At 49.4% G+C, this 18,131-nt stretch carries 21 protein-coding genes and 1 riboswitch; of the genes, 20 read left to right on the top strand and 1 reads right to left on the bottom strand.

Annotated elements, in window-relative coordinates:
• The 13 genes from P9687_RS15405 to P9687_RS15345 form a co-directional block, all read left to right on the top strand.
• The coding region (locus P9687_RS15405; RefSeq protein ID WP_328228918.1) for an aminotransferase class I/II-fold pyridoxal phosphate-dependent enzyme at positions 1 to 299 on the top strand (299 nt) is incomplete at its 5' end.
• Positions 300 to 362: 63 nt separating this feature from the next.
• Positions 363 to 1,463, top strand: a complete 1,101-nt coding sequence (locus tag P9687_RS15400; protein ID WP_014098166.1) for a prephenate dehydrogenase — start codon at positions 363 to 365, stop codon at positions 1,461 to 1,463.
• Between the two features lie 15 nt (positions 1,464 to 1,478).
• Entirely contained in the window at positions 1,479 to 2,762 is a 1,284-nt protein-coding gene (aroA, locus tag P9687_RS15395) for a 3-phosphoshikimate 1-carboxyvinyltransferase (RefSeq protein WP_035188072.1), read from the top strand.
• A gap of 458 nt (positions 2,763 to 3,220) precedes the next feature.
• On the top strand, positions 3,221 to 4,486 hold the full coding sequence (locus P9687_RS15390) for a tetratricopeptide repeat protein (RefSeq protein WP_035188073.1): 1,266 nt from the start codon (positions 3,221 to 3,223) through the stop codon (positions 4,484 to 4,486).
• A gap of 135 nt (positions 4,487 to 4,621) precedes the next feature.
• Positions 4,622 to 5,167, top strand: coding sequence for a ReoY family proteolytic degradation factor (locus tag P9687_RS15385; RefSeq protein ID WP_014098169.1), 546 nt, complete (start codon positions 4,622 to 4,624; stop codon positions 5,165 to 5,167).
• 45 nt (positions 5,168 to 5,212) lie between these two features.
• A complete protein-coding gene (locus P9687_RS15380) occupies positions 5,213 to 5,674 on the top strand; it encodes a YpiF family protein (RefSeq protein ID WP_328228582.1) in 462 nt (153 codons plus the stop codon).
• A gap of 162 nt (positions 5,675 to 5,836) precedes the next feature.
• Positions 5,837 to 6,349 (top strand): QcrA and Rieske domain-containing protein, encoded by a 513-nt coding sequence (locus P9687_RS15375; RefSeq protein WP_013859496.1) that lies wholly within the window; start codon positions 5,837 to 5,839, stop codon positions 6,347 to 6,349.
• 10 nt (positions 6,350 to 6,359) lie between these two features.
• The gene (qcrB, locus tag P9687_RS15370; RefSeq protein WP_013859495.1) at positions 6,360 to 7,034 is read left to right on the top strand and encodes a menaquinol-cytochrome c reductase cytochrome b subunit; all 675 of its coding nucleotides are present in this window, start codon (positions 6,360 to 6,362) and stop codon (positions 7,032 to 7,034) included.
• Between the two features lie 38 nt (positions 7,035 to 7,072).
• Positions 7,073 to 7,837, top strand: a complete 765-nt coding sequence (locus tag P9687_RS15365) for a menaquinol-cytochrome c reductase cytochrome b/c subunit (protein WP_014098171.1) — start codon at positions 7,073 to 7,075, stop codon at positions 7,835 to 7,837.
• Between the two features lie 87 nt (positions 7,838 to 7,924).
• Positions 7,925 to 8,521 carry a DUF1405 domain-containing protein gene (locus P9687_RS15360; protein WP_035188074.1) on the top strand — a complete coding sequence of 199 codons (597 nt, stop codon included), beginning with the start codon at positions 7,925 to 7,927 and terminating at the stop codon, positions 8,519 to 8,521.
• A 115-nt stretch (positions 8,522 to 8,636) separates the two neighbouring features.
• Positions 8,637 to 9,428 carry a sporulation protein YpjB gene (gene ypjB / locus P9687_RS15355; protein ID WP_014098173.1) on the top strand — a complete coding sequence of 264 codons (792 nt, stop codon included), beginning with the start codon at positions 8,637 to 8,639 and terminating at the stop codon, positions 9,426 to 9,428.
• 63 nt (positions 9,429 to 9,491) lie between these two features.
• Positions 9,492 to 10,178, top strand: coding sequence for a zinc metallopeptidase (locus P9687_RS15350; protein ID WP_013859491.1), 687 nt, complete (start codon positions 9,492 to 9,494; stop codon positions 10,176 to 10,178).
• A 101-nt stretch (positions 10,179 to 10,279) separates the two neighbouring features.
• Positions 10,280 to 10,324, top strand: a riboswitch (PreQ1 riboswitch).
• Between the two features lie 6 nt (positions 10,325 to 10,330).
• Positions 10,331 to 10,813, top strand: coding sequence for a QueT transporter family protein (locus P9687_RS15345; RefSeq protein WP_017550459.1), 483 nt, complete (start codon positions 10,331 to 10,333; stop codon positions 10,811 to 10,813).
• A 26-nt stretch (positions 10,814 to 10,839) separates the two neighbouring features.
• Here P9687_RS15345 and P9687_RS15340 read toward each other — a convergent pair whose 3' ends face one another.
• Positions 10,840 to 11,703 (bottom strand): YitT family protein, encoded by an 864-nt coding sequence (locus tag P9687_RS15340; RefSeq protein ID WP_014098176.1) that lies wholly within the window; start codon positions 11,701 to 11,703, stop codon positions 10,840 to 10,842.
• Positions 11,704 to 11,854: 151 nt separating this feature from the next.
• Here P9687_RS15340 and P9687_RS15335 point away from each other — a divergent pair, with 151 nt between their 5' ends.
• From P9687_RS15335 to panB, 7 genes are all read left to right on the top strand, one after another.
• Positions 11,855 to 12,199: a nucleotide pyrophosphohydrolase gene (locus P9687_RS15335; protein ID WP_014098177.1), complete on the top strand. Its 345-nt coding sequence runs from the start codon at positions 11,855 to 11,857 to the stop codon at positions 12,197 to 12,199.
• A gap of 6 nt (positions 12,200 to 12,205) precedes the next feature.
• Positions 12,206 to 13,006 (top strand): 4-hydroxy-tetrahydrodipicolinate reductase, encoded by an 801-nt coding sequence (gene dapB, locus P9687_RS15330; protein ID WP_013859487.1) that lies wholly within the window; start codon positions 12,206 to 12,208, stop codon positions 13,004 to 13,006.
• A gap of 18 nt (positions 13,007 to 13,024) precedes the next feature.
• Entirely contained in the window at positions 13,025 to 13,732 is a 708-nt protein-coding gene (gene bshB1, locus P9687_RS15325; RefSeq protein WP_014098178.1) for a bacillithiol biosynthesis deacetylase BshB1, read from the top strand.
• The gene (gene bshA, locus P9687_RS15320; protein ID WP_035188077.1) at positions 13,729 to 14,913 is read left to right on the top strand and encodes an N-acetyl-alpha-D-glucosaminyl L-malate synthase BshA; all 1,185 of its coding nucleotides are present in this window, start codon (positions 13,729 to 13,731) and stop codon (positions 14,911 to 14,913) included. Before bshB1 ends, bshA begins: the two co-directional genes overlap by 4 nt.
• A complete protein-coding gene (locus tag P9687_RS15315; RefSeq protein WP_061577310.1) occupies positions 14,867 to 16,069 on the top strand; it encodes a CCA tRNA nucleotidyltransferase in 1,203 nt (400 codons plus the stop codon). The genes bshA and P9687_RS15315 overlap by 47 nt, the downstream gene beginning before the upstream one ends.
• The gene (locus tag P9687_RS15310) at positions 16,042 to 17,019 is read left to right on the top strand and encodes a biotin--[acetyl-CoA-carboxylase] ligase (RefSeq protein WP_014098181.1); all 978 of its coding nucleotides are present in this window, start codon (positions 16,042 to 16,044) and stop codon (positions 17,017 to 17,019) included. Before P9687_RS15315 ends, P9687_RS15310 begins: the two co-directional genes overlap by 28 nt.
• Before the next feature lie 265 nt (positions 17,020 to 17,284).
• Positions 17,285 to 18,124 (top strand): 3-methyl-2-oxobutanoate hydroxymethyltransferase, encoded by an 840-nt coding sequence (gene panB / locus P9687_RS15305; RefSeq protein ID WP_035188082.1) that lies wholly within the window; start codon positions 17,285 to 17,287, stop codon positions 18,122 to 18,124.
• The last annotated feature ends 7 nt before the right edge of the window (positions 18,125 to 18,131 follow it).

Raw genomic sequence — 18,131 nt, 5'->3', positions numbered from 1 at the left:
TGGAGGACCCGGCGTTTATCCAGAGCTGCCGCGACAAAAACCGGCAGGGGCTCGCACACTTTTATGCGTTTTGCCGCCGCAACAGCCTTGCATTTTACCCGTCGCAGGCAAATTTTATTGTAATCGATTTTCAATGCGATAGTGAGGAAGTTTGCCGGTTTTTGCTTGGCAGGGGATATATCGTCCGCTCCGGGGAAGCGCTCGGGATGCCGGGGACGGTCCGGGTTACCATCGGGTCGGAAGAACAGAACCGGGGCGTACTCGGGGCGATCGGGGCTTTTCTGGAAAGCCGCAAATGAACTTGACAACGGCGGGCCTTTTGACAGCAAAAGGCCGCCTTTTTACAAAAAGAGGTGGCACCTTTGAAAGGAAATGTGTTTGTGATCGGGCTCGGGTTAATCGGGGGATCCATTGCACTGGCGATTAAAAAGGAACATCCGGAAGCCAAGGTCACAGGGTATGATGCCAAATTGGAAGAAATGAAAATGGCAAAAGCCCTGATGGTCGTGGACGATTACGTGGAAACGATCCAAGACGGCGTGCGTGGCGCGGATTTAATTATATTGGCCACGCCGGTGCTTGTAACGGAAAAATTGATCGGGCAGCTCGGGCAAATGGAATTGAAGGAAAATGTGATCATCACCGATACGGGCAGCACGAAAGAAAGCATCATGGCAAAGGCGCAGCGGCTCGCCGGCAACAACACCGTTTTTATCGGCGGGCATCCGATGGCCGGTTCCCATAAAAGCGGCGTTACGGCCGCCAGCCTGTCCTTGTTTGAAAATGCCTTTTATTTGCTTACGCCTTTCCATGAACAAGATCAGCGGACGGAAGAATTGAAACAGTGGCTGAAAGGAACAAAGGCAAATTTCATCACCGTTTCTCCGGAAATGCATGATGAAATGGTTGCGGTCATCAGCCATTTTCCGCATGTTATCGCAGCGTCACTTGTCCATCTTGTGAAAGACGCTGATGCGGAATATCCCCTTTTAAAAAGGCTTGCTGCCGGAGGTTTCCGTGATATTACACGGATTGCCTCCTCAAGCCCGCAAATGTGGGCGGACATCTCTTGCGGTAACAGGGAAAACCTGATCAGGCTTTTGGATAGATGGGCGAAAAATCTTCAGGAAGTGAAAAAGGCGCTTGCAGACAACAAGTATGAGCTTCTGCACCGCTTTTATGCGGAAGCGAAACAATACCGCGACTGCCTTCCAATCAGCGGATCGGGCGCAATCCCGTCTTTTTACGATTTATTTGTCGATATTCCGGATGTCCCGGGGGTTGTTTCTCAAATTACCAATAAACTGGCGGAAAAAGGAATCTCCATTACGAATATCCGCATCCTTGAGGCGCGGGAAGATATATACGGCGTGCTCCGGATCAGTTTTCGCTCGGAAAATGACCGTGATCTAGCCATGAATCTTTTAAAAAAAGAAACCCCGCATGAAGTCTATATCCAATAGAAGGTGGTGGCTGCAATGGAAAAATTGGCACCCGCGCAAACAGGGTTAAAAGGTACGATTAAAGTTCCGGGGGATAAATCGATTTCCCATCGGTCGGTTATGTTTGCCGCTGTCGCCAGGGGAAAAACGATGGTAGAAAATTTTCTCCCCGGCGCCGACTGTTTGAGCACCATTCATTGTTTTCAGCAAATGGGCGTGCCGATCGAACGGGATGGCACCCGGGTGGTGATTGATGGAAAAGGATGGGACGGTTTGTCGGAGCCGGAAACGGTGCTCGATACCGGAAACTCCGGCACGACGACTCGCCTGATGCTCGGCCTTCTTGCTGGCCGGCCCTTCCATTCGGTCATTGCCGGCGACGAATCGATTGCAAAGCGCCCGATGCAACGCGTCACAAAACCGCTTTGCGAAATGGGCGCGCACATTGACGGAAGAAGGGGCGGCAATTTCACCCCTCTTTCTATAAGGGGCGGGGCGCTTCAGGGAATCGAATACCGGCTGCCTGTTGCAAGCGCGCAAGTAAAATCCGCGCTTCTTTTAGCCGGTCTTCAGGCAGACGGCACTACAATCGTGTATGAGCCGCAGCCCACCCGCGACCATACTGAACGAATGATCCGGGCATTTGGCGGCGAGGTCAGGACGGAAGGGAGAACAATTTCCGTCCGGGGCGGCACGGTTTTCCATGGCACGGAGATCGTTGTGCCCGGCGATATCTCATCCGCCGCCTTTTTTATGGCTGCTGCTTCGCTCGTGCCTGGGAGTGAAATCGTCTTGCCGGATGTCGGGCTCAATCCGACCCGTGCCGGGATCATTGACGTTTTAAAGCAAATGGGCGCGGATATGGAAGTGGTCGAAACACATGCCCCATCTGACGGCGAGCAAACAGGCACGTTGGTGATCCGTCCGGCTGCTTTACAAGGCGTTGAAATCGGCGGCGGGCTGATTCCGCGCCTCATTGATGAAATTCCAATCATTGCCCTTCTTGCTACACAGGCGGAAGGCAGGACAGTCATAAAAGATGCCGCAGAACTGAAAGTGAAAGAGACAAACCGGATTGACACGGTTGTCCGGGAATTAAAGAAACTGGGCGCCCATATTGAAGCGACAGCGGATGGCATGATCATTGAAGGCCCTTGCCGGCTTTCAGGCGGGACGGTGGAAAGCCACGGGGATCATAGAATCGGGATGATGCTTGCCGTTGCATCACTTGTGGCAAAGGATGCTGTCTGCCTGAAAGGGGCGGAAGCAATCGCCGTATCATACCCGCAGTTTTTTGATGATCTGAAATCCGTTCTGTAACGGCTTTAGACGCCTATTGAAAACAGGCACCAGCAAAAGAATGAAAATCAGCCGGTGCCTGTTTTCAGGATAACAGAGAACAGCCTGATCATGATGCCCGTGGAAAAGCGGGGTGCGGAAATTCAAAATCCCGTGCCCCGCTTTATTTTTGCTGTGAAAAAAAGGGATTTTCATGCACGGCGGAGAAATACTTAAACAGGGAACCCGGAAAGGCAAATGATTTGCCCTGGCCTTCAAAATTCATTATGATTTAGCCAAAGGCCACCCGCGGTTTTTCCTGCAGGCAAGTGGGCTCCGGGAAAAGGGCGATTGCCATTTCACCAGGGGACCGGGGGAGCACTTTTAGCGGCAACCGGGGATTTTGGCTTTGCAAGATTCTGGCTTTGCAAAAATCCCGCGGCTAACGTTGCAAAAGGTTCAGCAAAAGGAAACACATCAAAGATTAAAGGAAGATTTTCATGAGCTTAATGGAACAATTGTTGGATCATTTGGAAGAAGGCCGGCTCGAGGAGGCGAAAAAAACATTTGAAGATTTTCTCGCGCTCGGCACGGACGAAGAGAAATATGCGCTTGCCGGGCAGCTTGAGGGCCTCGGTTTTCTGAATGAAGCACAGCAATTATATAAAGATTTGCTTGCGTCTTATCCGGATGACGGCGAGCTTGTGATCTTAATGGCGGAAACGCTTATTGATATGGACAAGGAAGAAGAAGCCATATTATACCTCGACCGCATTCCGGAGACGGACCCCGATTACCCGCGTGCACTGCTTTTGCTTGCGGATTTGTATCAAATGCAGGGCCTGTATGAGGTCAGCGAAAACAAACTGATGGAAGCTGCATCGCTTTTGCCGGAAGAACCTGTCATCCATTTTGCGCTTGCCGAGTTCTACGCTTCCTGTGCCCGATATGCGGAAGCTTCCCGTGAATATGAGTGGCTTTTGGGCAAAGGGATCGATACATTTGCGGATACAAACATCCACGGGCGCCTTGCAGAAGTGCTGAGCGCAGCGGGCGCGTTTGAAGAGGCCTTGCACCAATATGAGCATGCGATGGAAGGCCGCTTTGAGGCGAACACATTATTTGGATATGCCTTAACCGCGTACCAGGCAGGATTTTATGAAAAAGCGATAGAGCTGTTTGAAGAATTGCGGGAAACGGATCCCGGCTACCATCCGCTTTACCTGTATCTTGGCCGTGCATATGAGCACGAACAAATGCCGGAAGAAGCGCTTGCTGCTGCTGAAAAGGGCATAAAAGAAGACGAGTATGATAAAGAACTTTATCATTTTGCTGGAAAAATGGCTACAAAAGCAGGCGATGAGGAAAAAGCGGAAAATTATTTTAAAAAAGCGCTGGAACTGGATCCCGGCTATTTGGATGCGGCCCTTTCCTACAACGAGCTGCTGCTTCAAAAGGAGCGGTACGAAGAAGTCCGTGACCGGGCCCTCAGCATGGAAAAAGAAGGGGATACCGACCCTCGGCTTTACTGGGATCTGGCCATATCGCTTAAGCATTTGGAAGAATATTCTCAGGCATTAAAGTATTATGGATATGCATATAATGATTTACAAAACGACACGGTGTTTCTGGAGGATTACGGTTATTTCCTGATTGAAGAAGGGAGAAGGAAAGAGGCTTACGGCATTTTCCAAAAGCTTTTGCGCGAAGATCCGGCAAATGATGAATGGATTGCACTTCTTGAAAGGCTTGAAGACGGAAATTAATTGCGGCCATCGTTGCCGGACTTTTTCGTAGGCGGTTTAGACGGGAAAAGGTATAATGAAGGTGTAAACCAATGTTTTATCAAAAAAGCTGCCCGCTGTAAACACGGCCATTCAATTTGCAGAGGAGGGATTACGATGGCTCTCACCCCTGTTTCAATCAACGAGAAAAAGGAGTTTATCCGTTGGTTTTTAAATCATTACCAATTAAAAAGACGGGAGTCAGTCTGGATTTTGAATTATTTAATGAGCCACGACCAGCTGATGGAAAAAGTCCATTTCGTCGAGGAAGCGCATCTTTGCCCGCGCGGCATTATCATGTCGACGCATTGCGTGGACAATGTGCCGTTCCGCTTTTATAAAGATAATATTATGACAACGGATGCGGAAAAGTCTTTCCATGATATCCGGCTGAACCGTGAGGAAGACATTTATATCCAGCTCAATTTCAAAAAATCCCATTTATCGTACCAGTATGCGGCTGTGCTTGAAGAAAACCCGTATATGCCGAAAGATCTCCATATAAACGAGACAGACCGGCAAATGGCGGAAAAATTATTGGAAAAAAGCATGAAAGACTTTAAACGGAATAAACTGCGGGAAGAAATCGACAAAGCGCTCGATGAGAAAGATTACGGCCGTTTTGTCGAATTAAGCGGGGAGATGAAAAAACTGGATGATTAATCTTTCCGGTTTTTGCCCGCGGGGAAAATGAAAGGGGTATCATCTGTGCGCTGGCGTGCAAAAGACATGGAATTGTATCAACAGGAACGTTACTTTATTGACACGGCAGTCCTGCCGCTTGTCCCGGTTTCATTCGGAGACCATATCCGACAGCTCGCTTCCGGATATGAATGGATCCAGATGATCGCAGGCTGCCTCGAGTCGCAATTTAAAGGCCGGATTGTTTTGCTGCCCGCTTTCCCTTATTTGCAGCAGACGATCCCGGACAGTGCGGGGCCTGCCATCAAGTCATGGGAAGCCGAATTGACTGAAAGCGGGTTCCGGCATATTTTTTATTTGACCAGCGATCCCGGCTGGCAAAGGCTTCAGGCCGAACTGAACGGAAATGTGGTCTGGCTACCGGCTGTCCCATTTGAACATATGGAACAAAAACAGCAGGATGCCATTGTAGATGAACAGGTAAAACAGCTTATCTCCATTATTGTCCGGTCATGGGGAGAAAACTGAAAAAGTTATATTAAAATATCAGTTTATTTCGAGTAGAAAGATACTTGACATAAAATAGACAATATTCATTGACCGGCAAATATCTTTGTTTTATCATAAGAGTGTATTTGCTACATCTTGAAAATATTAGGAAACCAACAGTTCTGTAAGGGGGGGAACAGGTTGAGCAAAAAAGATCCGGTGTCAAGGAGGCAGTTTTTAAATTACACGCTGATGGGCGTAGGCGGATTTATGGCTGCGGGTGCGCTGATGCCGATGCTCCGTTTTGCCGTCGACCCGGTGCTCGAGGCGGAAGCAGCCGGCGACTTTCATCCAACCAAATTGAAAGTTTCTGATATTAAGAGCGAACCGGTGCGTGTCGATTTTAAATACGAACAGACGGACGGCTGGTATAAGTCGGATGTCACCCAGACGGCCTGGGTGTATAAAGACAGTAAAGGCGATATTGTGGCGCTTTCACCGGTTTGCAAACATCTTGGCTGTACCGTGAACTGGAATACGAACAAAGCGCATCCGAATCAGTTTTTTTGCCCCTGCCACGGCGGACGGTATGAGAAAAACGGGAAAAACATACCGGGAACACCACCTTCCGCGCCTTTGGATGCATACCCTGTCAAAACAAAGGGCGGCTATCTGTACCTGGGCAAACCGCAGAAAAATCCATATGTGAAGTGAGGGGGAAGAGATGCTTAGCAAATTGTATGACTGGGTCGACGAGCGCCTTGATATTACGCCGCTTTGGCGGGATATTGCTGACCATGAAGTGCCGGAGCATGTCAACCCGGCGCACCATTTTTCCGCTTTTGTCTATTGTTTTGGGGGGCTCACTTTTTTTATAACAGCCATCCAGATTCTGTCGGGTATGTTTTTAACGATGTACTATGTTCCGGATATTAAAAATGCCTGGCACTCTGTCTATTATTTGCAGCATGATGTGGCATACGGCCAGATTGTGAGAGGAATGCACCACTGGGGGGCAAGCCTCGTCATCGTCATGATGTTTTTACATACGCTGCGGGTGTTTTTCCAGGGCGCATACAAGAAGCCGCGCGAGCTGAACTGGATTGTCGGCGTGCTCATCTTTTTCGTCATGCTCGGGCTCGGCCTCACCGGTTATTTGCTTCCGTGGGATATGAAAGCGCTTTTTGCGACAAAAGTCAGCCTGCAGATTGCGGATTCGGTGCCGTTTATCGGGCCGTATATTAAAACGCTTTTGGCCGGCCATCCGGATATTGTCGGTGCCCAGACGCTGACGAGATTTTTTGCCATCCATGTCTTTTTCCTGCCAGCGGTGCTGATGCTGCTTTTGGCAGCCCATTTTTTGATGATCCGCAAGCAGGGAATTTCCGGACCGCTGTAATGAATAAGTATCCATAACGGGCAAAAGGAGGGGGAAGGATGCATCGCGGAAAAGGAATGAGATTTGTTGGTGATTCCAGAATTAATGCGGACCGCAAACCGAATATTCCTAAGGATTACTCGGAGTATCCCGGTAAAACGGAAGCTTTTTGGCCGAACTTTTTGCTGAAAGAGTGGCTCGTCGGCGCTGTTTTTCTCGTCGGCTTTTTATGTCTCACTGCCGCACACCCGTCGCCGCTTGAACGAATTGCGGACCCGACGGATACGAGTTATATTCCGATGCCGGACTGGTATTTTCTATTCCTGTATGAACTATTAAAGTATACTTATTCTTCCGGCCCGTACCAGGTGATCGGGCTCGCGATCCCGGGCGTTGCTTTTCTTGCACTGCTGTTGGCACCGTTTATTGACCGCGGCCCTAAGCGGCGGCCGCTTGATAGGCCCCTTGCAACCGGGTTTATGCTGCTCGCGGTTTGTGCAATATTCTACCTGACATGGGAAGCGGCGGCCCACCACGATTGGAAAAAAGCGAAAGAGCAGGGGAAAATCGTGAAACAGGTTGCCATTGACAAAAACGCAGAAGGCTATAAAATATTTGCCAAGCAGACGTGTGTGACGTGCCACGGAGAAAATCTCCAGGGCAGTGCGGCAGCCCCTTCTTTAGTCGGCACAGGCTTAAGTGCGGATGAAATCGCAAAAATCGCCAAAAAAGGCAAGGGGAAAATGCCGCCTAACCAATTTAAAGGCTCGGATCAGGATTTGAAAAAACTGGCGGATTATATCGCCGGGCTAAAATCGAAATAAAAGCAAAAAAAGCCGGCAGAAGCCGGCTTTTTTCGTGCTTTCTGTTTTGTTAAAATGAATCTATCTTTTTTGAAATGGGGGAAGACGATGAATGTACCGGCATTGTATGCGGCGCTGGCAGACAGGCGTGTCCTTTGGATGCTTTTTTTAGCCAATGCTGCAGGGACCATTTATGGTTACATTTGGTACGGGTGGCAGCTTCGCGATACGCCGCCTGCGTTTTGGCTGTTTGTCCCGGACAGCCCGACCGCAAGCCTGTTCTTTCTGTTTGTGCTGCTTGCCTTTTTATGGCGGAAACACTGGCCGTATGTGGAGGCACTTGCAATGGTGACGCTTTTTAAATACGGGATTTGGGCGGTTGCGATGAACCTTCTCGTACTGATCGTAAACGGCTCATTGCCATGGCAGGGATATATGCTGATGGCTTCCCATTTGGCAATGGCGATAGAGGGAATATTGTATGCGCCGTTTTACCAATTCAAATGGAAGCATCTTTTGGTTGCGGCGGTATGGACTTTGCACAATGATATTATTGACTACGTTTTTATGCAGTTTCCCCGGTACGAAGATGTATACCGGTATATCCGTGAAATCGGCTATTTTACCTTTTGGCTGAGCATCCTTTCTCTTTTGCTTGCATACCGGTTTGCCGTGCACAAAAGGCGGCTCCGCCTCGAACTTTAAATCGCTTTTTCCGTCGGCAGAAAGCAGGAATCCCCGAAATGGACGCCGGGCTGTTTTTATGGTCTACTCTTGTCCCTCCCTTCATAAGTTAGTAACAGTATGAGGGGGGACAAGGATGAGGAGAAAAGTAGTGATCCTTCTTTGTGTGTTCATGTTAAGTTTTGCCGGAAAAAGTTTTGCAAAAGGTTCGGATGATGCTTTGGCACATTTAAATGACCTAAGCGACGAGGCATTGCAGCTGGCGAAAAACGGGCAATATGCAGAAGCAAAAAATGTGCTGAATGAATTTTCGAAAACATTTTCCAGGCAATCGTTTAAAAATAAACGTTTAACGATGGATGAATTGAGAGTTTTGACCGTCACCCATGATGAAGCGGTAAAGGCGTTGACGAAAGTAAGCGCAGAGCCTGAGGAGAAAGTGGATGCCTGCACGTCATTCCGGCTCGTGGTGGATGCGATCCAATCGAAGTATCAGCCGCTCTGGACGCAGATGGAAGGGCCGGTGATGTCTTCATTTACAGAGGTGCAAAAAGCAGCCGCAACAGGGAAGCGCGAAACGTACAACGAAAAATTAAACCTGTTCCTCAAACAATATGCAGTGATCGAGCCGAGTTTAAGAGTGGATCTGCCGGTTGAAAAAATACAGCGGCTCGATTCGAAAATCGCTTATATTGATCGTTATCGGGACAAGGTGGCAGGCAGCGGGTCCGGAAAAAAGGAACTGGAGGCGCTCCGGACAGATTTGAAGCAGCTGTTTGAAGCCATGAAGGAAGATGAAGCCGACCCCTCCCTCTGGTGGATTATGATTTCCACCGGCAGCATCATCATTCTTACTTTATCGTATGTCGGATGGAGAAAATACAAAGGGCAAAAAGAAGAGCGTCACGAGACCGATCATATGGATTGACCTTTTGACCTTATTCGGATACAATAAAGGTAAGATTACCATGGAGGGTATGGAGGGTGGCAAATGTCGTTTTTGATTTACTATCTCATTTTGGCAATCATTCCGATCTGGGCCCAGCTGAAGGTAAAAAACACATACAGCAAGTATGAAAAGGTCGCAAATGCATCCGGCATGACAGGCGCCGAGGTGGCAAGGATGATCTTGGACGAAAATGGCTTATACCATGTGAAAGTGCTGGAACACAGCGGCTTTCTAAGCGACCATTACAATCCGATTAACAAAACGGTCAATTTGTCGACTGCCAACTACCACGGGCGTTCGATTGCGGGGGCTGCTGTTGCGGCGCACGAATGCGGACACGCCATTCAGGATAAAGTCAATTACGGGCCGCTCCGTTTCCGTCACCGCCTCGTGCCTGTGGCGAATATCGGCAGCAATGCCTCTTGGATTTTTATTTTGATCGGGATGTTCACGCATGCGACAGGCATGTTCCTGCTCGGGATCATTCTCATGGGGCTTGCCGTGTTGTTTCAGCTTGTGACATTGCCGGTTGAATTCAATGCATCGTCCCGTGCGCTTGCACAAGTCACATCGCTCGGCATTGTCCGCGGCGGGGAAGAAAGGGAAGCGCGCAAAGTGTTATCGGCTGCCGCGCTCACATATGTGGCTGCCGCGGCTGTTGCGGTCATTGAACTGCTGCGTTTAATCCTCATCTTTACCAACTTAAACGGCAATAACAACAATAATTAACAGTACGAAAAGCTTTCCGGGGTGAATCGGCAACCCGGAAAGCTTTTTTTGTCTTGCTGCATGTTCTAGTTTGCATTATAATGAAGAAGTTTGGTTGTTTCCAACCCGTGGTTCGAAACCATCCCACGTAAAAAAACTAAGGAGAGATGCATATGAAACTGAAAACACTCGTCGTCAACGGGATTGTCGCGGCGCTGTATATTGCGGTGACATTTTTTATTCAGCCGCTTGCGTTTATGAACATCCAGTTCCGTGTTTCTGAAATTTTTAACCATCTCGTTGTGTTTAACAAGAAGTATATGATTGGCATTGTATTAGGCGTTTTTCTCTCAAACTTGTTTTTCTCGCCGATCAAGTATGATATGTTCATCGGCACGGGTCAGTCCGTCCTTGCGCTTGCGATTACCATTTTATCCGCACGGTTTATAAAGGGCGTCTGGGGGCAGATGATCCTTAATTCCATTGCTTTTACGGCCTCCATGTTTATTATCGCATGGGAAATGCAATGGTTTAACGGCGTGCCTTTCTTTTTCGGCTGGCTGACGGCAGGGATCGGTGAACTTGCTGTGATGCTGATTGGTATGCCGGTCATCTACCTGATCAACAAACGCCTGCATTTTGAAAAACAGATTTAAAAAAGAGCTGCCGCGGCAGCTCTTTTTTAATCTTCAATCGGCTGTTTGTTCTCATCGAGTGTAAAGCCTTCCCCGAGCACATCATGGACCTCCATCATCGACACAAAGGCATGGGGGTCAACGGAATGGATAATGCCTTTTAAACGGGACACCTCATGTTTTCCGACGACACAGTACAGCACATCCCGGTCCTGTTTCGTGAACATACCGTGCCCGCGAAAAACCGTAACGCCGCGGTCCATCTGCTTCATAATTTTCTCGGCAATTTCATCATGCTTGTCCGAAATGATAAAAGCGCCTCTTGCCGTATAGGCCCCTTCCTGCAGAAAATCGACAACACGCGAGCCGACAAAAACGGCAACGAGCGTGTACATCGCTTCACGGTAATGCAGATAGGTGATAAGCGACAGCGTAATCACGCATGCGTCGAACATGAACATGGTCCTGCCCATCGCCACGCCTTTATATTTAAACACGAGCCTGGCAATGATATCGACGCCTCCAGATGTCCCCCCGTAGCGGAAGATAATGCCGAGACCGACGCCGATAAATACCCCGGCAAACAGCGCCGCAAGAAACATATCATCGCGAAGCGGAATATGGAAATGTTTCTTCTCAAAAATCCATAAAAAAAGAGAGGAGCCGACCGTCCCGACCAGTGTATAGTAAAACGATTTTTTTCCAAGTAGCTTCCATCCCACAAAAAATACGGGAATATTCAAAATCAGATTGGAGTAAGAGGGGTTGATATGAAATAAATAGTAAAGCAGCAGCGTAATTCCGGTAAAACCGCCTTCCGCCAGATGGTTCTGAATATTAAAATGGACAATGCCAAAGGCAAAGATGCAAGAGCCGAGCAGGATAAAAAAGATGTTTTTCATTTTCAGCATAATCCGTATCCTCCTTCCCCGGTATATATCCGGCGTTCCCATTATAGCGAAAGCGGTACAAAAGGGCAATCAGGCAGAGAGAAAAGCAAATATATGATTTGTAAAATCTGCCGTTTTTGGCTAACATGGAAGAGGATTACAGGATTGGGGGATGAAAATGGCAGAAAACAAATCGATCCGGCAAATGCAAAAAGAAGTCGATGATTATATCAGCCAGTTTGAAGAAGGGTACTTCAGTCCGCTTGCGCTTACAGCAAGGCTGACGGAAGAACTTGGGGAGCTGGCGCGCGAAATCAATCATTATTACGGGGAAAAACCGAAAAAACCGGATGAGAAGCCGAAAACCGTAGCAGAAGAGCTCGGCGATTTGCTGTTTGTCGTCATTTGCATGGCAAATGCTTTACATATTGATTTACAGGAAGCCCATACAATGGTTTTGCAGAAATTTAACACGCGTGATAAAGACAGATGGACGCGAAAAGAGCAGGAGGAGTAATGAAACATGGATGATATTCGGATTATTGTTGCCGGGGCCCGCGGGAAAATGGGGAGCGAGGCGGTCCGGCTGATCGAGCGGACGGAACATTTTAAACTCGTTGGCGTAGTGGACAGGACTTTTGATGGCAAACTGTTCAATGATGTATCCGATTATAACGGCGAACCGGTCCGGGTGTATACCGACCCGGAAGCATGCCTTGAAAATTGCCCGGCGGATGTATGGATTGATTTGACGGTGCCGAAAGCAGGGTTCCTCCATGCGAAAACGGCCCTTGCACATGGTGTCCGCCCGGTTGTCGGGACGACCGGGTTTACCGATGCGGAACTGGAAGAACTAAAGGCCGTTTCCGCACAAAAAGGAATCGGCTGTATCATTGCACCAAATTTTGCAATCGGGGCAGTGCTGATGATGAAATTTGCGCAAATGGCGGCGAAATATTTCCCGGATGTGGAAATCATCGAGCTACACCATGACCGGAAAAAAGATGCCCCGTCCGGCACGAGCGTAAAAACGGCGCAAATGATCTCGGAAGCAAGAAGAAAAAAAACACAGGGGCATCCGGATGAAAAAGAAACATTACAAGGTGCAAGAGGCGCGGATTTTGAAGGCATGCATATCCACAGCGTCCGCCTGCCCGGCCTTGTCGCCCACCAGGAAGTGCTGTTCGGCGGGGACGGCCAGCTGCTTACGATCCGCCATGACTCGATGGATCGCGCCTCTTTCATGTCAGGGGTGAAAGTAGCCGTTGAAACGGTGATGAACCTCAATACATTTGTTTATGGGCTCGAAAATATTTTGGATTAACCGGAAGGAGGAAAGGAAATGGCCGGCAAGGTGGATATTCTCGCTTTCGGGGCCCATGCCGACGATGTCGAAATCGGCATGGCGGCATCTATTGCCAAATGGGCATCAATGGGGAAAAAAATTGCGATATGCGATTTGACAGAAGCGGAGCTGTCTTCGAACGGGACGGTTGAAAACCGCAAAAAAGAGGCGCAAAAATCGGCAGCCTGCCTCGGGGTTAGAGAAAGAGTAACGCTGAAATTGCCGGACCGCGGCCTTTTTATGCAAGCGGACGCTATCCGCGCCGTTACCGGTGTCATCCGGAAGTTTCAGCCGGATGTCGTGTTTGCGCCTTTTCATGAAGACCGCCATCCCGATCACGGTAACTGCGGCAGGCTTACAGAGGAAGCCTTTTTTTCGGCCGGCATCGGGAAATACCGTTCTGAACCGGATCTTCCTTCCCATAAACCGAAACATCTTTATTTTTATATGGTAAACGGTTTTCATCCGCCCGATTTTGTCGTCGATGTCACCAATTTTATGGACAAAAAACTTGAGAGCCTCCATGCCTATGAAAGCCAGTTTTCGATACGGGAAAGAAGTGTCCATACACCGCTTACGGATGGCTATATTGAAGCGGTCACCGCGCGTGAGAGGATGTTCGGGAAAGAGCTCGGGGTGAAATATGCAGAAGGGTTTTTAAGCAAAAAACCGGTTCTTGTGAATTTGGATGTGCTCGACTTATGAAAAAGTTAAAAATCGGGATTACGTGCTATCCGACCGTAGGCGGATCCGGCGTCATTGCAACGGAACTCGGCCAGCTGCTTGCCGAAAACGGCCACGAGATCCATTTTATTACCTCGAGTGTCCCGTTTCGGCTCAATAAAATGTACCCGAATATTTATACCCATCAGGTGGAAGTGAACCAGTACGCCGTCTTTCAATATCCGCCTTATGATATTGCGCTTGCCTCTAAGATCGCAGAAGTGGCGGAAAGGGAAAAGCTGGATGTGCTCCATGTCCATTATGCAATTCCACACGCCATCTGCGCCATTCTCGGCAAAATGATGGCCGGCACCCGGATGAAAATCGTGACCACCCTGCATGGCACGGACATCACTGTGCTCGGGTATGACCCGTCGCTTGTTTCCGCCATCCGGTTCGGGATTGAACAGTCGGATGCAGTAACGGCCGTTTCTGAAGCGCTCGTCCGGCAAACGTACGATTTGATCTGGCCGCAGAAAAACATTTCGACGGTTTATAATTTTGTCGATGAACGCGTATACCGGAAAAGGGAGGCAGGCCATTTAAAACAGGATTACGGCATTTCGGAAAAGGAAAAAGTGCTGATTCACGTTTCCAATTTCCGGGCGGTAAAGCGCGTGCCCGATGTCGTCAAGGCTTTTGCGAAAGTGCGGGCACAAATGCCGGCGAAACTGCTTCTTGTCGGCGACGGGCCGGAAATGACCGTCGTCTCCCGGCTCGTTGCCCAATTCGGTATAGAAAAAGATGTCTTGTTTTTAGGAAAGCAGGACCGGCTCGAGGAGCTGTACGCAATCAGCGACCTGATGCTGCTTTTATCGGAAAAGGAAAGTTTCGGCCTTGTTGCGCTTGAAGCGATGGCGTGCGGTGTCCCGTGCATTGGCACCCGGGTTGGCGGCATTCCGGAAGTCATCACAGACGGGGTGAACGGCTATTTGTGCGCGTTGGGTGATGTGAGCGACGTTGCCCGAAAAGCCGTCCGGCTGCTTGAGGATCCAGGCCTTTATGCTGCATTTTCGAAAGCGTGCGAAAAGACGGTAAAAGAGAAATTTTATTCCCGCAACATTTTGAAACAATACGAACAAATATATGAACAAACGGTAAATGAGGTTGATGGACATGCTCCCGCCATTTCAGACGGCGCTTCCCATTATCCGGACGCTTGAAGACGCAGGGTTCCAAGCTTTTTTTGTCGGGGGCTCGATCCGCGATAGCCTGCTCGGGCGGCCGGTGCACGATGTCGATATTGCCACCTCGGCAAAACCGGAAGAGGTAAAGGCGCTTTTTAAACATACTGTTGACATCGGCATTGAACATGGAACAGTGCTTGTATTATATAAAGGAAACCAGTACGAGATCACGACGTTCCGGACCGAGTCGGCCTATAAAGATTACCGGCGCCCGGAATCGGTTGAATATGTAGACTCATTGCTTGAAGATTTAAAACGGCGCGACTTCACGATGAATGCGATGGCGATGGATAAAAACGGGAAACTGATTGATCCGTTTAGAGGCAGTGAAGCCATCCGGATGAAGCGGATTGAAACGGTCGGATCCCCTGAAGAAAGATTCCGGGAAGACGCGCTCCGGATGATGCGGGCCGCCCGGTTTACAAGTCAGCTCGGTTTTGGTATTGAACCCGGGACGAAGCAGGCCATCCGGCGCCATGCACCGCTTATCCGGCATATTGCTGTTGAGCGGATAACCCAGGAATTTATCAAATTGCTGGAAGGAGAGCATCCGTATGAAGCGCTTCAACTGCTTGAGGAAACCGGGCTGCTCGGGTTTCTCCCCGGTCTTTGCGGCAGGGAAGCGCAACTTTTTTCCGCCCTGCACCCGGTGTTAAACGAATTGTCAGAACAGCAGCTTTGGGTGTACCTTGTTGCCGCCGCGAACCCGGAAGATGCCAACGCTTTTTTGCGAAAATGGAAACTGCCGAATGAAAAACGGAAAGCCATCGTGCGTACGCTCAGCTTTTTCAGGATGCGCGCCGGGCGAAAGTGGGATCCGCTTATGCTCTACGATGCCGGCGAACAAACGGCATTGGATGCTGAAGCGGTTTTCTGTGCTTTTCGCCGCGAAAACCCGGCGCCCCGCATTTCCGCTCTCCGGCAGGCTTTCCAGAAATTGCCGGTGAAAAACCGCAGCGAGCTGGCAATCGACGGGAAAAAGCTGATGGCGCTTTTTTCGAAAAAAGGCGGCCCGTGGCTGAAAGAAATGCTCCGTGAGATTGAAAAAGCGCTGATAAACGGCGAAATCGAAAACCAATATGAGGCAATCCGGAGGTGGGTTTTGTGCAAATATCCACAAGAGAAAAAATAATAGAATTGCTGACGGAAGCTGGGGACGGCTTTGTATCGGGAGAAACGCTGGCGAAAAAGCTGAACTGCTCGCGGGCGGCGGTTTGGAAGCATATGGAAGAGCTGCGCAAAGAAGGTTTTGAATTGGAAGCGGTTCGGAAAAAAGGCTACCGGATTAAAGGAACGGGCGACAAAGTGACGGAAAATGAAATCCGGTACGGGCTCGGGACAAAACGGCTTGCAAGAAACATTCATTACCGGGAAACGATCGATTCTACCCAGCGGCTTGCGCACCAGCTCGTACAGGAAGGCTGTCCTGATGGCACGCTTGTGATTGCAGAGCAGCAGACGGGAGGAAGGGGCAGGCTCAGGCGGTCCTGGTATTCCCCTAAATATACCGGTATCTGGATGAGTATTGTCCTGCGGCCGGATCTTCCGCCGCAAATGGCGCCCCCGTTTACGCTCATTGCCGCCGTTGCGGTCGCACAGGCAATCGAAGAAACAGCGGGGATTGTGCCGGAGATCAAATGGCCGAATGACCTGTTAATCGGCGGAAAAAAATGCGCAGGGATCCTGACAGAGCTTGAAGCGGACACGGATCGGATCCAGGCGGTGATCACAGGGATCGGGATCAATGTAAACGAAACCGATTTCCCGGACCCCTTAAAATCGATCGCAACATCCCTTTCCCTTGCTTCTGGTAAAAAAGTAAAACGCGCGCTGCTCATTCAGCGCATCCTTGAGAAATTGGAAAAATACGAGGAAATTTATCTCCAAAACGGTTTTGCGCCGCTTAAAATTTTATGGGAAAGCTATGCCAATGTGGCAGGGAAAAAAATCACGGCGCATACGTTAAAAGGGGATATTTCAGGGCGTGCGGTCGGCATCACGGATGACGGCGTGCTCCAGCTTGAAGGGGAAGACGGACAGATGCATGCCATTTACTCCGCAGATATTGAAATCGAACGTTAAAAAATTGACAAATTTTTTGGCCGGATATAGCGCAATCTGGCCATTCCTGCTATAATCAACTTGGGTAGTATCTATTTCGGAACTATACCAATTCAGCTTTTTATACAAAATAGATTCTGCCTTGATCCTTAAACGGACGGGGACAGAGGGCCAAAATGAACAATTGAAACAACAGGGAGCCCGTCTGTCCAGTGACGGGCTCCTTTTTCCAATTGTTTGTTTCCTCTGCACCGGTCAATCCATGACAGGTGAGGAGTGTTGGAAAATGAAACAAACGACGGATTTTGTGAAGATGAAGGCGCAAGAAGAAAAAATTGCAATGGTGACCGCTTATGATTATCCTTCTGCAAAGCTTGCGGAAGAAGCGGGCGTTGACATGATTCTTGTCGGCGATTCACTCGGCATGGTCGTGCTCGGCTATGATTCGACCATTCCGGTGACCGTGGCGGACATGGTCCACCATACGAAAGCGGTCAAACGCGGGGCGAAAAACACTTTTATCGTCACCGATATGCCGTTTATGTCGTACCATTTGAGCCGCGAAGAAACATTAAAAAACGGCGCCCGCATCATTCAGGACGGCGGTGCCCATGCCGTAAAACTGGAGGGCGGGAAAGAAGTCGCGGCTCAAATTGAAGCGCTTACGGAATCAGGCATCCCGGTGATGGCTCATATCGGGCTGACGCCGCAAAAGGTCGGGATTTTCGGCGGCTATAAAGTCCAAGGGAAAACAGCGGAAGCCGCCAAAAAGCTGCTGGAAGATGCGAAAGCGTGCGAGGAGGCCGGTGCTTTTGCCGTCGTCTTGGAATGCGTCCCGCGGCAGCTTTCGGAAGAAGTGACAGCCGCACTTTCCATTCCAACCATTGGAATCGGGGCCGGCCTTGGCGTAGACGGGCAGGTGCTTGTATTCCACGACCTGGTAAAATACGGAAGCGAAAAAGTGGCAAAATTTGTGAAACAATTTGCCGATGCGGATGCCGTGATGCGCGCGGGGCTCCGCCAATACGTACAGGAAGTAAAAAACCGGACGTTCCCCGAAGAAAAGCATACGTACACGATGAAAGAAGAAGAACTGGCAACACTGTACGGGGGGCATGCAAAATGAAAACCGC

Origin of the sequence: Weizmannia sp. CD-2023, assembly GCF_036225245.1 — a bacterium.
GTDB lineage: Bacteria > Bacillota > Bacilli > Bacillales > Bacillaceae_C > Weizmannia > Weizmannia faecalis.
The sequence above is the reverse complement of the archived record's forward strand: the minus strand, read 5'-3'. Positions and strand labels throughout refer to the sequence as shown.